The 17,688-nt window shown below is 70.2% G+C and carries 14 protein-coding genes; 4 read left to right on the top strand and 10 right to left on the bottom strand.

What is annotated here, in order from left to right:
- Window positions 1–54: 54 nt before the first annotated feature.
- Complete coding sequence (locus tag ACWFR3_RS21070) at window positions 55–357, bottom strand: WXG100 family type VII secretion target (protein WP_365823753.1); 303 nt, start codon at window positions 355–357, stop codon at window positions 55–57.
- A gap of 341 nt (window positions 358–698) precedes the next feature.
- Here ACWFR3_RS21070 and ACWFR3_RS21065 point away from each other — a divergent pair, with 341 nt between their 5' ends.
- On the top strand, window positions 699–5,402 hold the full coding sequence (locus tag ACWFR3_RS21065) for an FtsK/SpoIIIE domain-containing protein (protein WP_453736120.1): 4,704 nt from the start codon (window positions 699–701) through the stop codon (window positions 5,400–5,402).
- A gap of 31 nt (window positions 5,403–5,433) precedes the next feature.
- Window positions 5,434–6,033: a hypothetical protein gene (locus ACWFR3_RS21060; RefSeq protein WP_453736119.1), complete on the top strand. Its 600-nt coding sequence runs from the start codon at window positions 5,434–5,436 to the stop codon at window positions 6,031–6,033.
- An 18-nt stretch (window positions 6,034–6,051) separates the two neighbouring features.
- Here the strand turns inward: ACWFR3_RS21060 and ACWFR3_RS21055 are convergent, their stop codons facing one another.
- Window positions 6,052–7,674 (bottom strand): serine/threonine-protein kinase, encoded by a 1,623-nt coding sequence (locus ACWFR3_RS21055; protein WP_453736118.1) that lies wholly within the window; start codon window positions 7,672–7,674, stop codon window positions 6,052–6,054.
- A 141-nt stretch (window positions 7,675–7,815) separates the two neighbouring features.
- Window positions 7,816–8,724: a menaquinone biosynthetic enzyme MqnA/MqnD family protein gene (locus ACWFR3_RS21050; protein WP_453736117.1), complete on the bottom strand. Its 909-nt coding sequence runs from the start codon at window positions 8,722–8,724 to the stop codon at window positions 7,816–7,818.
- Between the two features lie 312 nt (window positions 8,725–9,036).
- Here ACWFR3_RS21050 and ACWFR3_RS21045 point away from each other — a divergent pair, with 312 nt between their 5' ends.
- The gene (locus ACWFR3_RS21045) at window positions 9,037–9,240 is read left to right on the top strand and encodes a cold-shock protein (RefSeq protein WP_006138897.1); all 204 of its coding nucleotides are present in this window, start codon (window positions 9,037–9,039) and stop codon (window positions 9,238–9,240) included.
- Between the two features lie 264 nt (window positions 9,241–9,504).
- Here ACWFR3_RS21045 and ACWFR3_RS21040 read toward each other — a convergent pair whose 3' ends face one another.
- The 6 genes from ACWFR3_RS21040 to ACWFR3_RS21015 are packed head-to-tail and all read right to left on the bottom strand — an operon-like array spanning window position 9,505 to window position 15,898.
- Window positions 9,505–10,305, bottom strand: coding sequence for an ABC transporter ATP-binding protein (locus ACWFR3_RS21040; protein WP_453736116.1), 801 nt, complete (start codon window positions 10,303–10,305; stop codon window positions 9,505–9,507).
- Window positions 10,305–11,243 (bottom strand): ABC transporter ATP-binding protein, encoded by a 939-nt coding sequence (locus ACWFR3_RS21035; protein ID WP_453736115.1) that lies wholly within the window; start codon window positions 11,241–11,243, stop codon window positions 10,305–10,307. The genes ACWFR3_RS21040 and ACWFR3_RS21035 overlap by 1 nt, the downstream gene beginning before the upstream one ends.
- Before the next feature lie 4 nt (window positions 11,244–11,247).
- Window positions 11,248–12,096 (bottom strand): ABC transporter permease, encoded by an 849-nt coding sequence (locus tag ACWFR3_RS21030; protein ID WP_453736114.1) that lies wholly within the window; start codon window positions 12,094–12,096, stop codon window positions 11,248–11,250.
- Window positions 12,096–13,043, bottom strand: coding sequence for an ABC transporter permease (locus tag ACWFR3_RS21025; protein WP_453736123.1), 948 nt, complete (start codon window positions 13,041–13,043; stop codon window positions 12,096–12,098). The genes ACWFR3_RS21030 and ACWFR3_RS21025 overlap by 1 nt, the downstream gene beginning before the upstream one ends.
- Before the next feature lie 9 nt (window positions 13,044–13,052).
- On the bottom strand, window positions 13,053–14,711 hold the full coding sequence (locus ACWFR3_RS21020; protein WP_453736113.1) for an ABC transporter substrate-binding protein: 1,659 nt from the start codon (window positions 14,709–14,711) through the stop codon (window positions 13,053–13,055).
- Entirely contained in the window at window positions 14,708–15,898 is a 1,191-nt protein-coding gene (locus tag ACWFR3_RS21015; RefSeq protein WP_453736112.1) for a C45 family autoproteolytic acyltransferase/hydolase, read from the bottom strand. Before ACWFR3_RS21015 ends, ACWFR3_RS21020 begins: the two co-directional genes overlap by 4 nt.
- A gap of 121 nt (window positions 15,899–16,019) precedes the next feature.
- Here ACWFR3_RS21015 and ACWFR3_RS21010 point away from each other — a divergent pair, with 121 nt between their 5' ends.
- Window positions 16,020–16,958 carry a MurR/RpiR family transcriptional regulator gene (locus ACWFR3_RS21010; RefSeq protein WP_453736111.1) on the top strand — a complete coding sequence of 313 codons (939 nt, stop codon included), beginning with the start codon at window positions 16,020–16,022 and terminating at the stop codon, window positions 16,956–16,958.
- Between the two features lie 73 nt (window positions 16,959–17,031).
- Here ACWFR3_RS21010 and ACWFR3_RS21005 read toward each other — a convergent pair whose 3' ends face one another.
- The gene (locus ACWFR3_RS21005) at window positions 17,032–17,601 is read right to left on the bottom strand and encodes a helix-turn-helix domain-containing protein (RefSeq protein WP_453736110.1); all 570 of its coding nucleotides are present in this window, start codon (window positions 17,599–17,601) and stop codon (window positions 17,032–17,034) included.
- Between the last annotated feature and the right edge of the window lie 87 nt (window positions 17,602–17,688).

Below are 17,688 nucleotides of genomic sequence, written 5' to 3'. Positions count from 1 at the left end.
CCGCGGAATGCGGCGGCCCATCGCACCGGGTTGTTGCTCACCTGCAAAGCAGGGCTACTTGCCCTTGACGCCCTTGGCGAGGTCGTCGTCCAGGTCCTCGTACGCCTTCGCGGCGCTGGTCAGGAACTTGCCCATGCCCGTGAGGCCCTCGATCGTGTCCTTGGCGCCCTTCTTGAACTCCTTGAAGGAGTCCTCGAAGGCCTGCGAACCCTTGCGAGTCGTGTAGCCGTTCTTCACCAGGTTCTCGACGAAGCGCTCGAGTGCGTCGAGCTTCTCGTCGATCTTGTCCTTGGCGTCGTTCAGCTTGCCCGCCGCGGTCCGCATCTCCTCATAAGTGATATCGGCGTCTTTGGCCATGTGGCTTCACATCCAATCCAACTCGCCGCAGGGCCATCCCCCTTGGCTCCACCAGTGCGGGCCCGCTCAAGCCCGTGCGCCCCCGCGTGCGAGGACGATCGGTTGCTCGTGCGATCTTCCGCTCTTGGGTCAGCAGCTTACGGGTGGGGCAGAAGTGAGCACAGCCCGGTTGAGTCACAGCTCTGCTATGAGCCCGTGCGGCCCGTGCACAACCCGTTGCCTGCGGGAAGGGTGGAGCGGCTATCGTCACAGGAACTGTGGACAGCCTCACAGGCACTGTGGACCAGCCGCTGTGACCGCGTTCCGGAAGCGGTCAAAAGGGGCTTATGGGGAGGACGATCGTGCGCCTGACTCTGACCGTCGTCGATCCGCTCGGCGGCGCGAACGCCGACGTCGTGCTCGACGCCGATCCTGAGTCCTCCGTCGGGGACATCGCCAAGGAGCTGGCCCAACAGGTGGGATACGGCGGCGGTGACGCCCAGATCATCCCGATCGGCGGGCACCAACTCCAGCCCGGCGGCGGCCAGGGCGGGGCACCGGTCGTCTTCGTGGACGGCTACCCCATCGACGCCTCCGCGACCATCGGGACCTCCGCGCTGCGCGAGGGCGCCGTCGTCAGCCTGCACGACCCGGCGGGCTGCCTGCCCGGCGAGCCGACCGGCCTGGTCGAGCTGCGCATCGCGAGCGGGCCCGCGGCCGGCGCCGTGCACCGGCTCGGGATCGGGCGCTACGACATCGGCAGCGGACCCGCCTCGTACATCCGCATCGACGATCCGGAGCTGCCCTCCCGCGCCCTCACGTTGTCAGTTGCAACGGATGGCACCTGCCAAGTCGCCGTACATGGGGACATAGACGGCGTCACACTCGAAGGCAAGAAGTTCTCAGAGGCCGAGGACGGCGACAAAAAGGGCGAGAAAAAGGGCGAGGCGAGCGACAAGCCGGAAAAGCCCAAAAAGCGCGACAAGAACAACAGGGCCGACAGCGACGGGAAAAAGCGCGACAAGGGCGAATGGCCGCTCGGCGCCCAGATCGCCGTCGGAAACACCCTGCTCGAACTCGACAGGTACGCCCCGCCCAACGCCGCTCTGAAATGGTCCGAGGACGGCACGGGACTCGACTACAACCGGCCCCCGCGACTGCGTCCGCCCGAGCGTCAGACGAAATTCAGGCTGCCGGGTCCGGTACGTGATTTCGAGGCGCGTCCGCTGCCCTGGCTGATGGCGCTCACGCCGCTCGTCGGTGCCGTCGTATCCGTGATGATCTTCGGGCGCTGGTACTACCTGATCATGGCGCTGCTCAGCCCGCTGATCCTGTTCGGCAACTACTTCATGGACAAGAAGCACGGGCGGAAATCCCATGCCAAACAGGTCAAGGAGTACAACGAACACAAAGAGCGGATCGAGAAGGACGCGCAGGAAGCCCTCGTCGCCGAGCGGATCGACAAGCGGCAGGCCATTCTCAGTCCGGCCGGAGTTCTTTCGCTGAGCACCGGACCCCGCACGCGCCTCTGGGAGCGGCGGCGCACCGACTCCGACCACCTCCTCGTACGCGTCGGCACCGGGCGGCTCGACTCCGAGGTCGTGCTCGACGACCCCGAGCAGGACGACCACAAGCGCGAGGTCACCTGGAAGATCGAGGACGCGCCCGTCGCGCTCTCGCTGCGCGACCTCGGCGTCATCGGCATCGCGGGCCCCGGCGACTCGGCGAAGGCGCTCGGCCGCTGGGCCGTCGCACAGTCCGCGGTCCTGCACAGCCCCCTTGACGTGCAGTTCTACGTACTGACCGAGAACTCCGCGCGCGAGAACTGGGACTGGACGCGCTGGCTGCCGCACGCGCGGCCCTCCGGCTCCCAGGACGTCAACATGCTGATCGGCACGGACGCCGAGACCGTCGGCTCCCGCATCGGCGAGCTGACCCAGATCCTCGCCGCGCGCCAGAAGGCCGCCAAGGAGAACAACCGCGGCGGCGCCACGTCCTTCGGCGATCCCGACATCGTCGTGGTGTGGGACGGCTCGCGGCGCCTTCGCTCCATGCCCGGCGTGGTGAAGCTGCTGCGCGAGGGCCCCGCCGTCGCCATGTACGCGCTCTGCCTCGACGACGAGGAGCGGTTCCTGCCCGGCGAGTGCCAGGCCATCGTGATCGCCGAGCCGAAGGCCGAGGAGATCGCCCTGCCGGCCAGGCCCGCGCCCGGCGGCCAGGCTCCCGTCCCGCCCGCGCCCGGCGGCTTCCCCTCCTTCCAGGCCTGGCACACGACCGCCGGGGACGACGACGGGCAGGACGCCGAGAAGCCCCTCGAACTGCGGCTGCGCGTCGAGAAGACCGACGCCGCCCGCATCCGTGACGTACGGCCCGACTTCGTCTCCGCCGCCTGGTGCGGCCGCCTCGCCCGTGCGCTTTCCCCGCTGCGGGACATCAGCGGCGAGACCGAGGACTCGGCGCTGCCCGGCTCCTCCCGGCTGCTCGACGTGCTCCAGCTGGAGCCGCCGACGGCCGACCAGATCACCGCGCGCTGGCGGATGGGCGGCCAGTCGACGATGGCCGTCATCGGCGAGTCGTACGACGGGCCCTTCGGCATCGACATGCGGCGCGACGGGCCGCACGGTCTGATCGCCGGTACGACCGGTTCCGGTAAGTCGGAGCTGCTCCAGACCATCGTGGCGGCGCTCGCCGTGGCCAACACCCCCGAGAACATGACCTTCGTCCTCGTGGACTACAAGGGCGGGTCCGCGTTCAAGGACTGTGTGAAGCTGCCGCACACCGTCGGCATGGTCACCGACCTCGACGCACACCTCGTCGAGCGCGCCCTGGAATCCCTGGGCGCCGAGCTGAAGCGGCGCGAGCACATCCTCGCCGCCGCCGACGCCAAGGACATCGAGGACTACCAGGATCTGGTGCGCCGCGATCCCTCGCACCCGCCCGTGCCCCGGCTCCTCATCGTCATCGACGAGTTCGCCTCGATGGTGCGTGACCTGCCCGACTTCGTGACGGGTCTGGTCAACATCGCCCAGCGAGGCCGTTCCCTCGGCATCCACCTGCTCCTCGCCACCCAGCGTCCGAGCGGTGTCGTCTCCCCCGAGATCCGCGCCAACACCAACCTCCGCATCGCCCTGCGCGTGACGGACGGCGCCGAGTCCGCCGACGTCATCGACGACCCGGCGGCAGGACACATCGCCAAGAGCACGCCGGGACGCGCCTACGTCCGCCTCGGTCACGCCTCGCTGGTCCCCTTCCAGTCGGGGCGTGTCGGTGGCCGCAGGCCCGGCGCCACCGACCCCGCGCTGCTCGCGCCCTGGGCGGGCTCGCTCGGGTGGGAGGACCTGGGGCGTGCCGCCCTTGTGAAGCCCAAGGCGGCGGCGCGCGAGGAGGAGGAGATCACCGACCTCAAGGTCCTCGTGGACGCCGTGCGCGACGCGAACGCGACGATGGGCATCCCCTCCCAGCACAGCCCGTGGCTGCCTGCGCTGTCCGAGCAGCTCCAGCTGGACGAGATCCCGCTGCCGGCCGTGAGCGACAAGCCGGGCGCGCTCGCGCCCGCGCCCTTCGGTCTGGAGGACATCCCCTCCGACCAGGCGCGCCGCCCGGTGGTGGTGGACTTCCACTCCTTCGGGCACCTGCTCATCGGCGGCGCCCCGCGCAGTGGCCGCTCGCAGATCCTGCGTACGCTCGCGGGCTCCATCGCCCGCACGCACTCATCGGCCGACGTCCACCTCTACGGCATCGACTGCGGCAACGGCGCGCTCAACGCGCTGACCCGGCTTCCGCACTGCGGCGCCGTCGTCAGCCGTAACCAGACCGAGCGCGCGGTGCGGCTCATCACCCGGCTCAAGGGTGAGGTCACCCGCCGCCAGGACCTCCTCGCCGACAAGGGCTTCGCCGACATCGGCGAGCAGCGGGCCGCGGTGCCCGAGGAGGAGCGCCTCGCGCACATCGTCGTACTCCTCGACCGCTGGGAGGGCTGGCTGCCGACCCTTGGCGAGTACGACCACGGCGAGCTGACCGACGAACTCCAGGCGATGATGCGCGAGGGCGCGAGCGTCGGCATCCACCTGGTCATCACCGGTGACCGCCAGGTCCTCATCGGCCGCATGGCCTCGCTCACCGAGGACAAGTACGGCCTGCGGCTCGCCGACCGCTCCGACTTCTCGATGCTCGGCATGAACGCGCGCAAGGTGCCGGAGGAGATTCCGCCGGGCCGCGGCTTCAAGAACGAGCACGGTACGGAGACGCAGTTCGCGCTCCTCGCCGAGGACTCCACGGGCCAGGGCCAGGCCGCGGCGCTCTCCGAGATCGGCGAGGCGGCGGCCGCGCGGGACGCGGACGTACCGCGGGCCCGCAAGCCGTTCCGCGTGGACAGTCTGCCGAGCCGCATCGGCTTCGCCGACGCGTGGGAGATGCGGGACCCGGACGCCTCGCGCTCCAAGCTGTGGGCGCTCGCGGGCATCGGCGGCGACGACATCATGGGCTTCGGCCCCGACCTCGCGCAGGGCGTGCCCACGTTCGTGGTGGCGGGCCCCGCGAAGTCGGGCCGCAGCACGACCCTGATGAACCTGGCCCGTTCGTACATGACCCAGGGCGTACGCCTGATCATCGCCGCACCTCGCCCCTCGCCGCTGCGCGAACTGGAAGGCCAGGAAGGCATCCTGAAGGTCTTCAAGGACGACGACATCGAGAGCGACGACTTCAAGGAAGCCGTCGAGTCGGCGACGCCCGAGGACCCGATCATCTGGATCATCGACGACGGCGAGGTCCTGGAGGACTGCGACGCGGAACGCGAGTTCAAGCGCCTCGTGCAACGCGGCTCCGAGCGGGGCCTCGGCCTCATCATCGGCGGCGACGAGGAGGAGGTGTGCGGCGGCTTCTCCGGCTGGCAGGTAGAGGCAAAGAAGGGCCGCCGCGGCATCCTGCTCTCCCCCCAGGACTCCTCAAGCGGCGAACTGATCGGCATCCGCACGACCCGAAGCATGGTCGGCGGCCCGATCGCCCCGGGCAAGGGCCTGCTGTACACGGGCAGCGGGGAGCCGGTGACGGTTACTACGCCGATGTAAGTCCGGGGCGGTACGGAAGACGGGAAGATTGATGGCCGGTTCGGCGAAGCCCGCACGGCGCAAGGCCGCGCGGGCGGCGATCGGCGGGGGCGGCGCCTGGCAGGGCAGGCGGCCCCGCGAGCCGAAGGGACAGGGCCCGCGGGAAAACCGCTGGGGCAAGGCCGGGTTCGCCTGCCTGGTCCTTCTCGTCGCGATCGTCGCGGGCGGCGCCCTCGCCCTCGGCCCCTATACGTGGGCCGGCGAGATGTGGCGCGACCTCGCGCCGGTCTGGCCGGGCGAGGGTTATGGCTTCGCGGTCACGGCGGGGCTGCTGCTGCCCGTGGCGGGCGCGCTCGCACTGCTGCCGTTCACTCGCGTCAACTGGGCCGGGGACAAGACCCGTTCGGCGGGGTGGACTGCCGCCGCGCTGCCCGGAATCGGCGTCTGCGTCCTGATCCTCTCCATCGCCACGCACACGGTCAGCCCGAAGCGAAGCCACCGGTACGGATACTGCTCCGACTCCGCGGGCAGCGAGTACTGCTGGGTCAGCTCCACCTATCCCTATGTGTGGCTGGTGGGCCTGGGGGCGACGATCCTGGGCGTGGCGGTTGGCGCCTGGCTGTACTCGGCGTACCGGCGCAGGTCTGCCTGAGGCTTGGTCGGTCAGGCCTCACGTGCGGGACATCCGGGCTTCCGGGTTTCCTGATTCCGCGTTTTCCGAGAGGTACATGAGGTCGTCGCCCTTCGGGCGGAGGCGGACCGTGTGGGTGTTCTTCGTGCACTGGGCCGCGCTGTCCGCCTGGCCCTTGCCCTGTGCCACGATTTCCTTCTTCGTCACCGACTTCAGGGTGAGGTCCACCGCGCAGGTTCCGCCCAGTTGGTCGGTTTGGGTCATGACGGCGAAGTGGTCGCCCACCTTGCCCTGTTCGACCTTGAGCCGGAACGTGCCCATCGGGACCGCGCCGTTCGCCGCGACCGCCTGGCCTTCCCAGGTGCCTCGGTAGGACGCCGGTACCTTGCCGGCGGTGTCCTGCGGCTGCTCGCTCGCGGTGGCGGCCGGGGGTTGCTCGCTGCCCGCGTCGTTCGAGTTCTCTCCGTTTCCGGGGAGCAGGCCGAACACGAAGACCGAGCCGACCGTCACTGCGGCCAGCGCGCCCGCCACACCCAGGACCAGCGTGCAACTGACCTTGCGGCCCCGGCCGTCGGACCCGTTCGGCGTCGATGTCGCGGCCACCGAGAAGCTGACTCGGCCGGGTGGGGTGTCGGGCGGGGTGTCCGATGTTTGTGTGGGGATGTACTTCGCGGAGGGCATCGGTGCGTAGGAAGGGTCCGGGGGGCCGAAGGAGCCGCTGTTGAACGGCACCGGGCCCGACGGCTGCTCCGCGACCCCGGACCCCTCCGTCTCCAGGTCCAGGATCCGCACCGCACTGCGGCTCACCCGCTCCACCAGCGGCCCCGGCAGCCAGCCCGCCGCCACGAGCCCGTCCGCGCCCGTCGGCGCGAGCCGCCGCGCGATCTCCTCCGGCGCCGGGCGCTCAGCGGGGTCCTTGGCCAGGCACTGCCGAGCTAGGTCGCGCAAATCGCCGTCCAGGGAGCCGAGTTCCGGCTCCTCGTGCACCACCTTGTAGAGCAGTGACGCCGAGGAGTCGCCGGGGAAGGGAGACGATCCCGTCGCCGCGTACACCAGGACCGCTCCGAGGGAGAACACGTCCGCCGAGCCCGCGACGCCCCTGCCAAGGATCTGCTCCGGCGCCATATAGCCGGGCGAACCGACGGAGACCCCCGTCGACGTGAGTGAGGCCGTGCCGTCCGTCGCCCGTGCGATACCGAAGTCGATCAGCCGTGGCCCGTCCATCGTGAGCAGGACGTTCGACGGCTTCACGTCTCGGTGGACAAGGCCCAGTCCGTGTACGTGGGCCAGCGCCTCGGCCAGGCCCGCCACCAGGACGCGTACGGAATGAGTGGGCAGAGGGGACAGGTCCCGTACCGCCTGGGCCAGGGAAGGACCCGCCGCATATCCCGTGGCCACCCACGGGACGGCCGCCTCCGGATCGGCGTCCAGGACCGGCGCGGTCCAGTCGCCGCCCACCCGCCGCGCCGCGTCCACCTCCCGCCGGAAGCGGGCGCGGAACTCCTCGTCGAGCGCGAAATGCGGATGGACGACCTTCACCGCGACCGTACGGCCGCCCGAACTGCGCCCCAGATAGACCCGGCCCATACCGCCCGAACCCAGCCGGCCGAGCAGCCGGTAGGGCCCGATGGCGGTCGGTTCGCCGGGATCGAGCGGGTGCATGACGAAGGCCTCCCCCGGACGCGCCGCACGGCCGCGGCCACACGCGCCGCAGGCATTGTCTGCAGCTCAGAGTAGTCCGCGAGCACGCCCGGCGGGCGGGGCGTACAGCCGGGCCCTGCCCCGTCGCGCGCTGGTCGCGTACTAAGGGTGCGACTCCAGCAACTCCACCTTGACGTCCGCCGGGAACCCCGTCGTCTCGCCCACCCTGCGCGCGAATTCCTCCACGCCCTTCAACTGCGCGCTCCCGAACCGGAAGTCCAGCGTCGTGAAGTACTGCTCCAGGACGGTGGCGTCGAAGGCCTCCCAGCGCGATGCCTGCTCGGAGACCTTGCCGACCTCCTCCAGGGAGAGGTCACGCGAGGCGAGGAACGCCTTGTGCACCTCGCGGACGACGGCGGGCTCGCGCGCCGCGTAGTCCTTGCGTGCCGCCCAGACCGCGAAGACGAACGGCAGACCCGTCCATTCCTTCCACATCTCGCCCAGGTCGTATACGTCGAGCCCCAGCCGCGGGGCGTCGATCAGGTTCGCCCGCAGCGCCGCGTCCCCGATGAGCACGGCGGCATCCGCGTCCTGCATCATCAGGCCGAGGTCGGGCGGGCACGTGTAGTAGTCGGGCCGCACGCCGTAGCGCTCGGCGAGCAGCAGCTGCGCCAGGCGTACGGAGGTGCGCGAGGTCGAGCCGAGCGCGACCCTCGCGCCGTCCAGCTGGTCCAGGGGGACCTGCGAGACGATCACGCAGGACATCACCGGGCCGTCGCAGCCGACCGCGAGATCGGGAAAAGCGACGAGATCGTCGGCGTTCCTGAGGAACTCGACGAGAGTCACGGGTGCGATATCGAGATCGCCCCGCACCAACTGCTCACTGAGCTTCTCAGGGGTGTCCTTCGTGAGCTCGAAGTCGAGCAGGGTTCCGGTCCGCGCGAGACCCCAGTACAGGGGCATGCAGTTCAGGAACTGAATGTGACCGACGCGCGGCCTGGGGGTGCGGTGGTGGCCGGGGAGCTGATCTGAGCCGTCCCCGGCGATGGTGTCAACGGGAGAATTGTCCACATCGGGGAGGCTAGCCCCCTTGCGGTACGGTGCAGAAAGCGGGGCCCCGATCCCGCTCTTGTCAAGAGCTTCCGACCTGGTCCGTCAACCCCTCTGGGGGGTCCGTCAAACATCCGGGTGACGTGATCTTGCCCCCTATTGCTTTCGGCTGCCTGCGTGCTAAGCTCGCCGCAAGTTGCAGTTTGGTTTCCCTTGCAGTACAGAGCCTGCGGAGCATGTGACCCGCGGGCTCTCGTCGTTTTCAGACTTATGCAGTTGTTTCAACAATCGCAGGTTCTGGAGCAGGGCAACCCTTTGGCCCAAGGAGGGCTTATGGCTACCGGAACCGTGAAGTGGTTCAACGCCGAAAAGGGCTTTGGATTCATCGCCCAGGAAGGCGGAGGCCCCGACGTCTTCGTCCACTACTCCGCGATCAACGCAAACGGCTTCCGCTCCCTTGAGGAGAACCAGGCCGTGAGCTTCGACGTCACGCAGGGCCCGAAGGGTCCGCAGGCGGAGAACGTCACCCCCATGTAGTGGGGCGCCCCATGCAAATGGGGCGTGTGACAGTTCCGGTGACTTGATCCGGACATGGATAGCAGTACCCAAGGAGCCCTGCCTTCCCGCTTTTGCGGGTTGGCGGGGCTCCTGCCTTTTTCTGGCCCCTGGGCCTCGTGCGGGGTTGGGTGGGGTGGGGGGTAGGGGGTCTTTTCTTCTGCGGGTGCTCTTGGGCTGCGCGCGCAGTTCCCCGCGCCCCCTTCGGGGCGCGGACTTGCCCCGCGCCCCTTTCGGGGCGCGGCGCTACGTCCTTGCCTTGATTGCGTCCTCGGGGTTCCAGTTCTCGGTCGGGACCGAGGCCAGTAGGAGGGTTGTGTACGGGGCTTCGGGTGCTGTCAGGACTCGTTTCGTCGGGCCCTGTTCCACCACCCTTCCCCGTTGCATCACCAGGACCTCGTCCGTTACGTGCTGGACGACTGCCAGGTCGTGGCTGACGAAGACCAGGGCCACTCCGGTGTCCCGGCGGATTTCGCCGAGGAGTTGGAGGATCTGGGCCTGGATCGATACGTCCAGGGCCGCCACCGCCTCGTCAAGGACCAGGACTTGGGGGTCCACCGCGAGTGCCCTCGCGATGGCCAGGCGTTGGCGCTGGCCGCCGGAGAGTTCGCGGGGGCGGGCGCCGGCCTCGCGGGAGCCCAGGCCCACCTGGTCCAGGAGCCCTGACGCCAGTTCCTCGTCCCTGCCGTGCAGGTGCAGGGCCGTACGCAGGCACTGGGTGGAGGTGAGGCGGGGGTCCAGGGAGAGGTACGGGTCCTGGAACACCATCTGGATCTCCCTGGCCCTGGCCAGGCGTGCGGCCCGCTTGCGCGGTGTACGGGCTTCGCGGGGGCGGCCGTTCACCGTCACCGTGCCGGCGTCCTGGCGGGCCAGGCCCACCAGCATGCGGGCGACCGTCGTCTTGCCCGAGCCGGATTCGCCCACGATGCCGGTGGCTCCGCCGGGTTGGAGCGTGAACGTCACCTTGTCTGCCGCTTGGTGGCGGCCGCCACCCGGCAGGGGGTAGCTCTTGCTGAGGCCCGATACGGCCAGCAGGTCCCGGGGCATCAGTGGCTCACCTCTGTTTTGTCCGTGACGGCGCAGGCCGCCGTCCCTCCGTCCGGGAGCTTCAGTTGCTCCGGAACCCACGTCTCGCACCCCGTCTCCGCATCCCCGCACCGCGACACGAACGGGCAGCCCGTGAATGTGTCCGACAAGGAGGGTGGGCGGCCCGGGATCGGGTGGAGGGGGAGGGTCGTGTCGCCCAGGGTCGGTGAGCAGGAGAGCAGGCCCCGGGTGTACGGGTGTGCCGGGGTGTCGAACAGTGCCTTCGCCGTGCGCTCCTCCACCACCCGGCCCGCGTACATGACGTACACCCGGTCGCAGTACGCGGCCGCCAGGTGCAGGTCGTGGGTGATGAAGAGGAGGCCGAGGTCGCGGGTGGAGCGGAGTTGGCGCAGGAGCGCCAGGATCTCTGCCTGGGTCGTGACGTCCAGTGCGCTGGTCGCCTCGTCGGCCAGCAAAAGGCTGGGCTCCGCCGCCAGCGCGCCTGCGATGATCACGCGTTGCAGCATGCCGCCGGAGAGTTCGTGCGGGCGTTGGCGTACGCGGTGTTCGGGGTCGGAGAGACCCACCGCGTCCAGGAGTTCCACCGCGCGCTCGCGCGTCGCTCCCCTCTCGGTCAGGAAGTCGCCGATGCGGCGGACCGGGTTGAGGGCGGCGCGGGGGTCCTGGTGGACCATGGCCACCGTCCGGGCGCGGTGCGTTCGCAGGGCCTCGCCCGTGAGGGTCAGGATCTCGGTGCCGTTCACCCGGACCGAACCCGAGCAAGCCGCCTCCGCCGGGAGGAGGCCGAGCGCCGCCTTCGCCGTCGTGGACTTGCCGGAGCCCGACTCGCCCACCAGGCCGACCACTTCGCCGGGCCTGACGGTCAACGACACCGAATCGAGCAGCGGTCTTGCCGCGCCCGGCACCCGCAGCGTGAGGTCTTCGATCTCTAGCAGCATTGGGTCACTGCCTCCCTAGCCGGTCGGCGGCCCAGACCCCGACCACGTTGAAGGACACGACGACCAGTGCGATGGCCGTGCCGGGGACGAGGGCCGGGAGCAGCGCTCCCTGGACCACCGCCGCCTGCCCCTCCTGCACCATCAATCCCCAGTCTGAGGAGGGGGGTTGGGCTCCGAAGCCCAGGTACGAGAGGGTCGCCAGGGACATCAGGGCCTCTCCGAAAAGGACCACCAAGTAGCCCAGGATCGCGCGGCCCAGGTTCGGCACCAGGTGCGCCACGCAGATCCGCGCGCCGCCCATTCCCTGCACCCGGTAGGCATCCACGTACGCCTTGCGGGACTCCGAGAGGGCCAGCGAGCGGACGTACTTGGCGATGGTCGGGGTGAAGGCCAGGCCCAGGGCCAGTACGGACGTCGTCATCCCGGCGCCGAAGACCGCGATGATCAGGACCGTGAAGAGGAGGCCGGGGAACGCGTACATCACGTCCGTGAGCCGGGAGACCAGCGTGTCCACCCAGCCGCCGCGCCAGGCCGCGAGCACGCCCAGCGTGACGCCGAGTACGGCGGCGACGGCGAGGAGCAGGATCGGGGCGATCAGGCTCGTGCGGGTTCCGTACAGGGCGCGGGACAGCAGGTCCTGGCCTGAGGAGTCAGTGCCCAGGAGGTGTTCTCCCGACGTGCCGACCAGTGATGCGGAGAGATCGATCGCGTCGGGGGCGTAGGGCGCGAGGAGCGGTGCGAAGACCGCTGCCAGTACGACCAGGGCGAGCAGGGCCGCGGCCACCATCACCCCTACGGGGCGCCGACGGCGTACGGCCAGGGGCGCGAGCCCCACCGCTGCGGTGGAAGCCATCAGGGTCGTGCCTCCTTCACGCGCGGGTCGAGCAGCGGGTGGACCACGTCCACCAGCGTCGTCACCACGATGTAGCCGGTGACCATGAGCAGCAGGACCGCCTGCGCCACCGGGAAGTCGTGCGTATTGATCGCGCCCACCAGGAGCGAGCCGATGCCGCTGATGCCGAACGCCGTCTCCACGACCACCGTGCCCGCGAGCATTCCCGCCATGACGAGTCCGCACATCGTGATGATCGGCCCGAGCGCGTTGCGCAGGACGTGCCGCCGGATGATGTCGCGCTCCGGGACGCCCGAGGCGCGCGCCGCCTCCACGTGGTCCGATGCGGCGGCGTCCGCCATCGCCTGGCGGGTGACGCGGCTGATGATGGCCAGCGCCCCCAGTGCCAACGACAGGGCGGGCAGCGTGAGGTGGTGCAGTGTTCCGCCGAAGCCCTCGCCCGAGCCCGCGACCGGGAACCACCCCAGCTGTACGCCGAAGAGCGAGACGAGCGCGATCGCCGCCACGAACGAAGGCACCGATGCCGCGAGCGTCGTGCCGCCCACCACGGCCGAGTCGACCCACGTGGACCGCTTCACGGCGGCCAGGATTCCCGCACCCACGCCGAGTACGACGAACAACACCGTGGCGTAGGCGACCAGTTGGAGCGTGGTGGGGAAGCGGGCCGTGACCAGGTCCGCCACCTGGTCGCTGTATTTGAAGGACCGGCCCAGGTCGAAGTGGACGCAGTCCCACAACCACCGGCCGTACTGGACCACAAGCGGCTCGTCCAGGTGGTACTGCGAACGGACCTGCGCCAGGCGCTCCGGCGTCAGCTTGTCCCGGCCGCCCGCGAGGAACACCGCGGGGTCACCGGGCGCCGCGTACACGGCGGCGAAGATGACGAACGAGGCGGCGAAGAGGGTGGCGACAAGGCCGGCGAGGCGGCGTGAGATACGGGCGAGCACGACCCTCACCTAGCCTTTCTTCGGGCCGAGACGGGCGGCCCACGGGTAGTAGAGGTAGGCCTGCGACGCGGGCGGGCCCGTCAGCTTGTCGCTGATGACCAGGGCGGAGGGCACCTGCGCGACCGGGATCCAGACACCCGCGTCCACGAACCGCCGCTGTACGTCGATCGCGAGTTCGGCCCGCTTCGCGTCGTCCAGGGTGCTCAGCGCTTGGCGCACCAACTTGTCGTACGTCGCGTCCTTGAAGCCGACCCAGTTGTTGGAGGAGTCGGAGAGGCCGTTGTCGTAGAAGCCCATGGGGTCGGCCTTGGAGATGTACCAGTCGCCGACCAGCACATCGATGTCGGCCCGCGCGGCCGGATCGCTGTAGAACTCCTCGAACTGGGCCGTGGGCACCGTCTTGATCTGGCCCTTGAGCCCGATCCGCTGGAGCGCGGAGCGCACCGCGTTGGCGACGACCGTGCGGCCCTGGGTGCTGTCCGTGCCGATCACGATGGGGTCGGCCGGCGCCCCGGCCTCCTTCACCAACTCCTTTGCCTTGGCCAGGTCGTCGGCGTCCGGGGTGTCGGGCGCGGACGCGGACAGCTTCTCCTGCGCCGCCTCGAACGCGTCCTTCTCGTATCCCCAGGCGCCCGAGCCGACCGGTGTGGCCCACGGCTGGACGAGGCCGCCGTAGCCGGACTTGGCGATGCCCGTCCGGTCGATCGCGAGGGACAGCGCACGCCGGATCTGCGCGTCCTTCAGGCCGCCGCGGGCGGTCGGGATGAGCACGAGCGAGGCCGTGGACGGGCCGTAGTGCTCGTCGAGGCCCTTGGCCGTGCGCAGGGCGGACGCGGTGTTCGGGGATTCGGCGTACGTGCCGTCGGCGGCGCCCGTCTTCAGGGCGTTGACCAGCGCGCTGTCCGCGGCCCAGCGGAAGACGACCTGCCTGGTCGGCGGCTTCTCGCCCCAGTAGCCGTCGTACGCCTCGATGGTGATCGAGTCGCCGGACTTCCAGCCCTTCAGCTCGTACGGGCCGCTGCACGCGTCGCCCTGGCCGGGCGTACCGAAGTCCTTTCCGGCACCGGCCACCTGCTCCTTGTTCCAGACGATGCCCGCGTCGCCCGCGAGTGCCTTCTTGAAGAGCGCGTCGGGGGACTTGAAGCGGATGGTGATCTCGCGGTCGCCGGTCTTCTTCATGGACTTGACGTTGCCGAACTCGTCGGCCTGCTCCATGTCCGGATCGGCGTGCCGCTTCAGGGACCAGAGCACGTCGTCTGCGGTCAGCTTCGAGCCGTCGTGGAAGGTGACGCCGGTCCGGACGGTGAGGACGAGGGTCTTGTCGTCGGGTGCCTCGGCCTTCTCGGCGAGGAAGGGCTTCGTCGTCATGTCCGGCTGGAGCTGATACAGCCGCTCGCAGACGTTCGTGAGGACGACGCGGCCCGCGCTCGATCCCTGGGTGTCGAGGTCGAGCGAGTCCGGTTCGTCCTCCAGGAGCCAGTTCGCCTTGTCCAGCGTGCCCTTGGCGGCGGCGGTCGTCGCGGTCAGCTTCAGTTTCGCGGCGTCGGCGGGCTTGCCGCCGGTCGCGGACGTGTCGGCGCCGCTGCATCCCGCCACGGCGGTGAGGAGCGTGGCCGCGGCGAGCCCGGCGACCACCGGGCGCTTCGGAGTCCTGGTGAGAGGCGTCATCTGCTGTCTCCGTACGGGCCGTCGTAGAGGTTCCAGGGCATGTGCTGGTAGTCGCGGTCGCAGGGGGTGCCCGCGGTGACGTGGTAATCGCCGCTGGTCAGGTCCACGCAGGAGGAGACGAGCGTGGCCCAGTGCTTGACCTCGGGTCTGCGCGGGTCGGGGTGGGTGCAGAGCGACTCGGGGTGGCCGAGGTGGTCGGACATGGCCTGCTTGATCAGCCTGCGCGACTCTTCGGCGCCGGTGGAATCGCGCAGGGCCTTGAGGCCCTGTTCGGCGCGGGGTACGCGGACGAGCGAGTCCGACGACATGGGGCGGTAGTCGGCGGCGATCGCGGCCGGGACGCCCGCCTGGTAGTGGTTGCCGTGCACGAGGAGGCCGTCCGTGGGGTACATCCAGCCGTGCCCGGCCGGGGTCGTCTCCAGGTCGACGGCGAAGCCCTCGCGGCAGGTCAGCAGGGCGTTCGACGCGATGTGCGCGCGGGTGCGGCAGAGCACGTCCAGGGCGTCGGTGATGGCGTGCTGGTCGAGGACGCTGCGGCGTACGACGGTCTGCGGGAGGCCGATCGCGTCGTTGAAGCGACCGCCGAGGCCGTTCGCGTTCAGAGCGATACCCGCCGAGTTGGCGCCCTGGCGCCCGATCTGGCCCGCCTCGACCTGCATGATCAGGGTCGGGTGCGGGGGCTGGACGATGCGCAGCATGACGACGGTGTCGGCGACCCCGGCCCGCCAGTCCCAGTTCTGCCCGGCCCAGACGTGACCGTCCCCGCTGGCCTCTCCGTAGGCGGCGAAGGAGGTGCAGCCGTCGGCGGGCTCCTCGTCCTTGGCCTTCATCCCGGCGAAGGAGCGGTCGTAGATGACCTCGCCGCGTGCGTTGAGCGCGAGGACGTCGAGGAGGTTCACACCGGCGCCCTCCGCGATGCCCCGCATCTCGTCGATGAGATGGGGCGCGTAGTCGCGGACGGGCTCCAGCCAGCGGGCGGCCCGGTCGGCCACCTGGTCCCAGGTCAGGCCGGACGACTGGCCGAACGCCTCCTCGTAATAGGCGAGGGCGGCGTGCAGTTGGGGCCGGACGGCTTCGCCGTACTGGCGGCCCCGCTCGACGGGGGTGCCGGATATCTCGACGAGCGGGAGGGAGCGATCGGGGGCTGCGGGGGCGCTGCCGGGTGCGGGGGCGGTGCGGGGTGCCATTCTTCTCCTCGCGACGGAGAGCTTCCGGCGACTGTCCTGTAACGTCGATTACGGGAAGCTCTCCTTCTGGAATGCGTTGCCCAGGAGAGTAACGGCCATCACACGAGAGTCAATAGCTGTAATGGAAATTTCAGAGGATCAGACGGAGTCGGCGGAAGCGACGGGGTCCGGCGCCTCCACCGGCGGTGCGGGGCTCGCGCGGCTGCGGGCCGCCGTGCGCGACCAGTGGGAGACGCTCTCCACGTCCGAGCGGGCCGTCGCGCAGTACGTGGTCAGCGCCCCCGCCGAGTCGCTGCTCTTCGCCAGCGCCCAGGAACTGGGCACGGCGAGCGGCACCAGCAACGCGACGGTGGTCCGCGCCATGCAGCGCCTCGGCTACGCGGGCCTGCCGGCGCTCAAGCGGGAGCTGGCGTCGGACTTCACGTCGGCGGTGCCGCCCGAGGTGCGCCTGAAGCAGCGCATCGCGCACGTGGGCCGGGACCTCGACGACATCTGGGGTGAGGTCTTCGACGAGGCGCAGGAGCGCATCGAGCACGCGCGGCGCCTGACGCCGGGCGAGGCACTGCGGGACGCGGTGGGCTTCCTCGCGGAGGCACCGGAGATCCACTGCTACGGCATCGCGGCATCCGAACTGGCCGCCCGCCACCTGGCGTTGGCGCTGGGCAGGATCGGCCGCCGGGCCCGCTACTTCGGCGACACCGGGTTCGCCCTCGCCGACCACCTGCTCGCGGTCCGGCAGGGCGACGCGGTGGTGATCTTCCAGCCGGGGCGCGCGCTGACGGAGCTGACGGTGCTGATCGAGCGGGCCCGGGCGGTGGGGGCGCGGGTGGTCCTGGTCACGGACGAACTGGCGGAGCTGTACGGGTCACGGGTCGACGCGGTCCTGACGGCACCGCACACGCCGACCGGCATCACGACGGAGGCACTCACTGCACTCCTGGTGGCGGACGCGCTGCTGCTCGCGCTGGCGACGCTGGACGAGGGCCTCGCGGTGGAGACATCACACCAACTCACGGCGCTGCGGGAGCAGTTGCTGGGCTCCAGGCCGCGGAGGGGGTAGGGCCCCGAAAGGGCGCGGGGAACTGCACGACAAGCCACGACGCACCCGCAGGGACAGAGCGCGCCCCGGAGCCCTAGACGTGCTGCATGACCAGCACAAAGGCCGTCCCCGGCTCCAGCGCCTCGTAGAGGTGCGGCACGTCGCCCCGGTACGACATGTAATCCCCGGCGGCCAGCTCCACCGTCGCGTCACGCGGCCCCGCGAGCAGCCGTCCCGTGGAGACGACCAGGTGCTCCATCGATCCCGGGATATGCGGCTCGGACTCGCGCACCGAGCCCGGCTCCAGCGCCGCGTGGTAGATGTCGCGCCGGACGCCGGAGGGCCCGGGGGAGAGCAACGTCCCCGCGTACGAAGCCTGTTCGGCGTGCATGGTCGGCCCCTCCCCCGCCCGGATCACCGTCACGGCGGGGGCCGGCGACTCCACCAGGACGCTGAAGGGCACGCCCAGGGCGACGGCGAGCGCCCACAGCGTCTCGATGCCCGGATTGCCGGTGGCCGCCTCCAGCTGGGAGAGCGTCGACTTCGCGATCCCGGCCCGCTTGGCGAGCTCGGAGAGCGAGATGCCCGCCTTGGTGCGCTCGCGGCGCAGGGCGGCGGCGACCCATTCCCTGGGCAGCGTCCCGGAACCTTTGCCGTCGGTCATTACTCGCGCTCCTTCGCCCTTCACCGACCTACCGTTCGCTACAGCGGACCATTCGTTCGGCTTGACGAACGCAGCCCGCTCCAGCCA

It is taken from the genome of Streptomyces sp. NPDC055189 (assembly GCF_053606765.1).
This window is presented reverse-complemented; position numbering and strand designations above follow the sequence as displayed.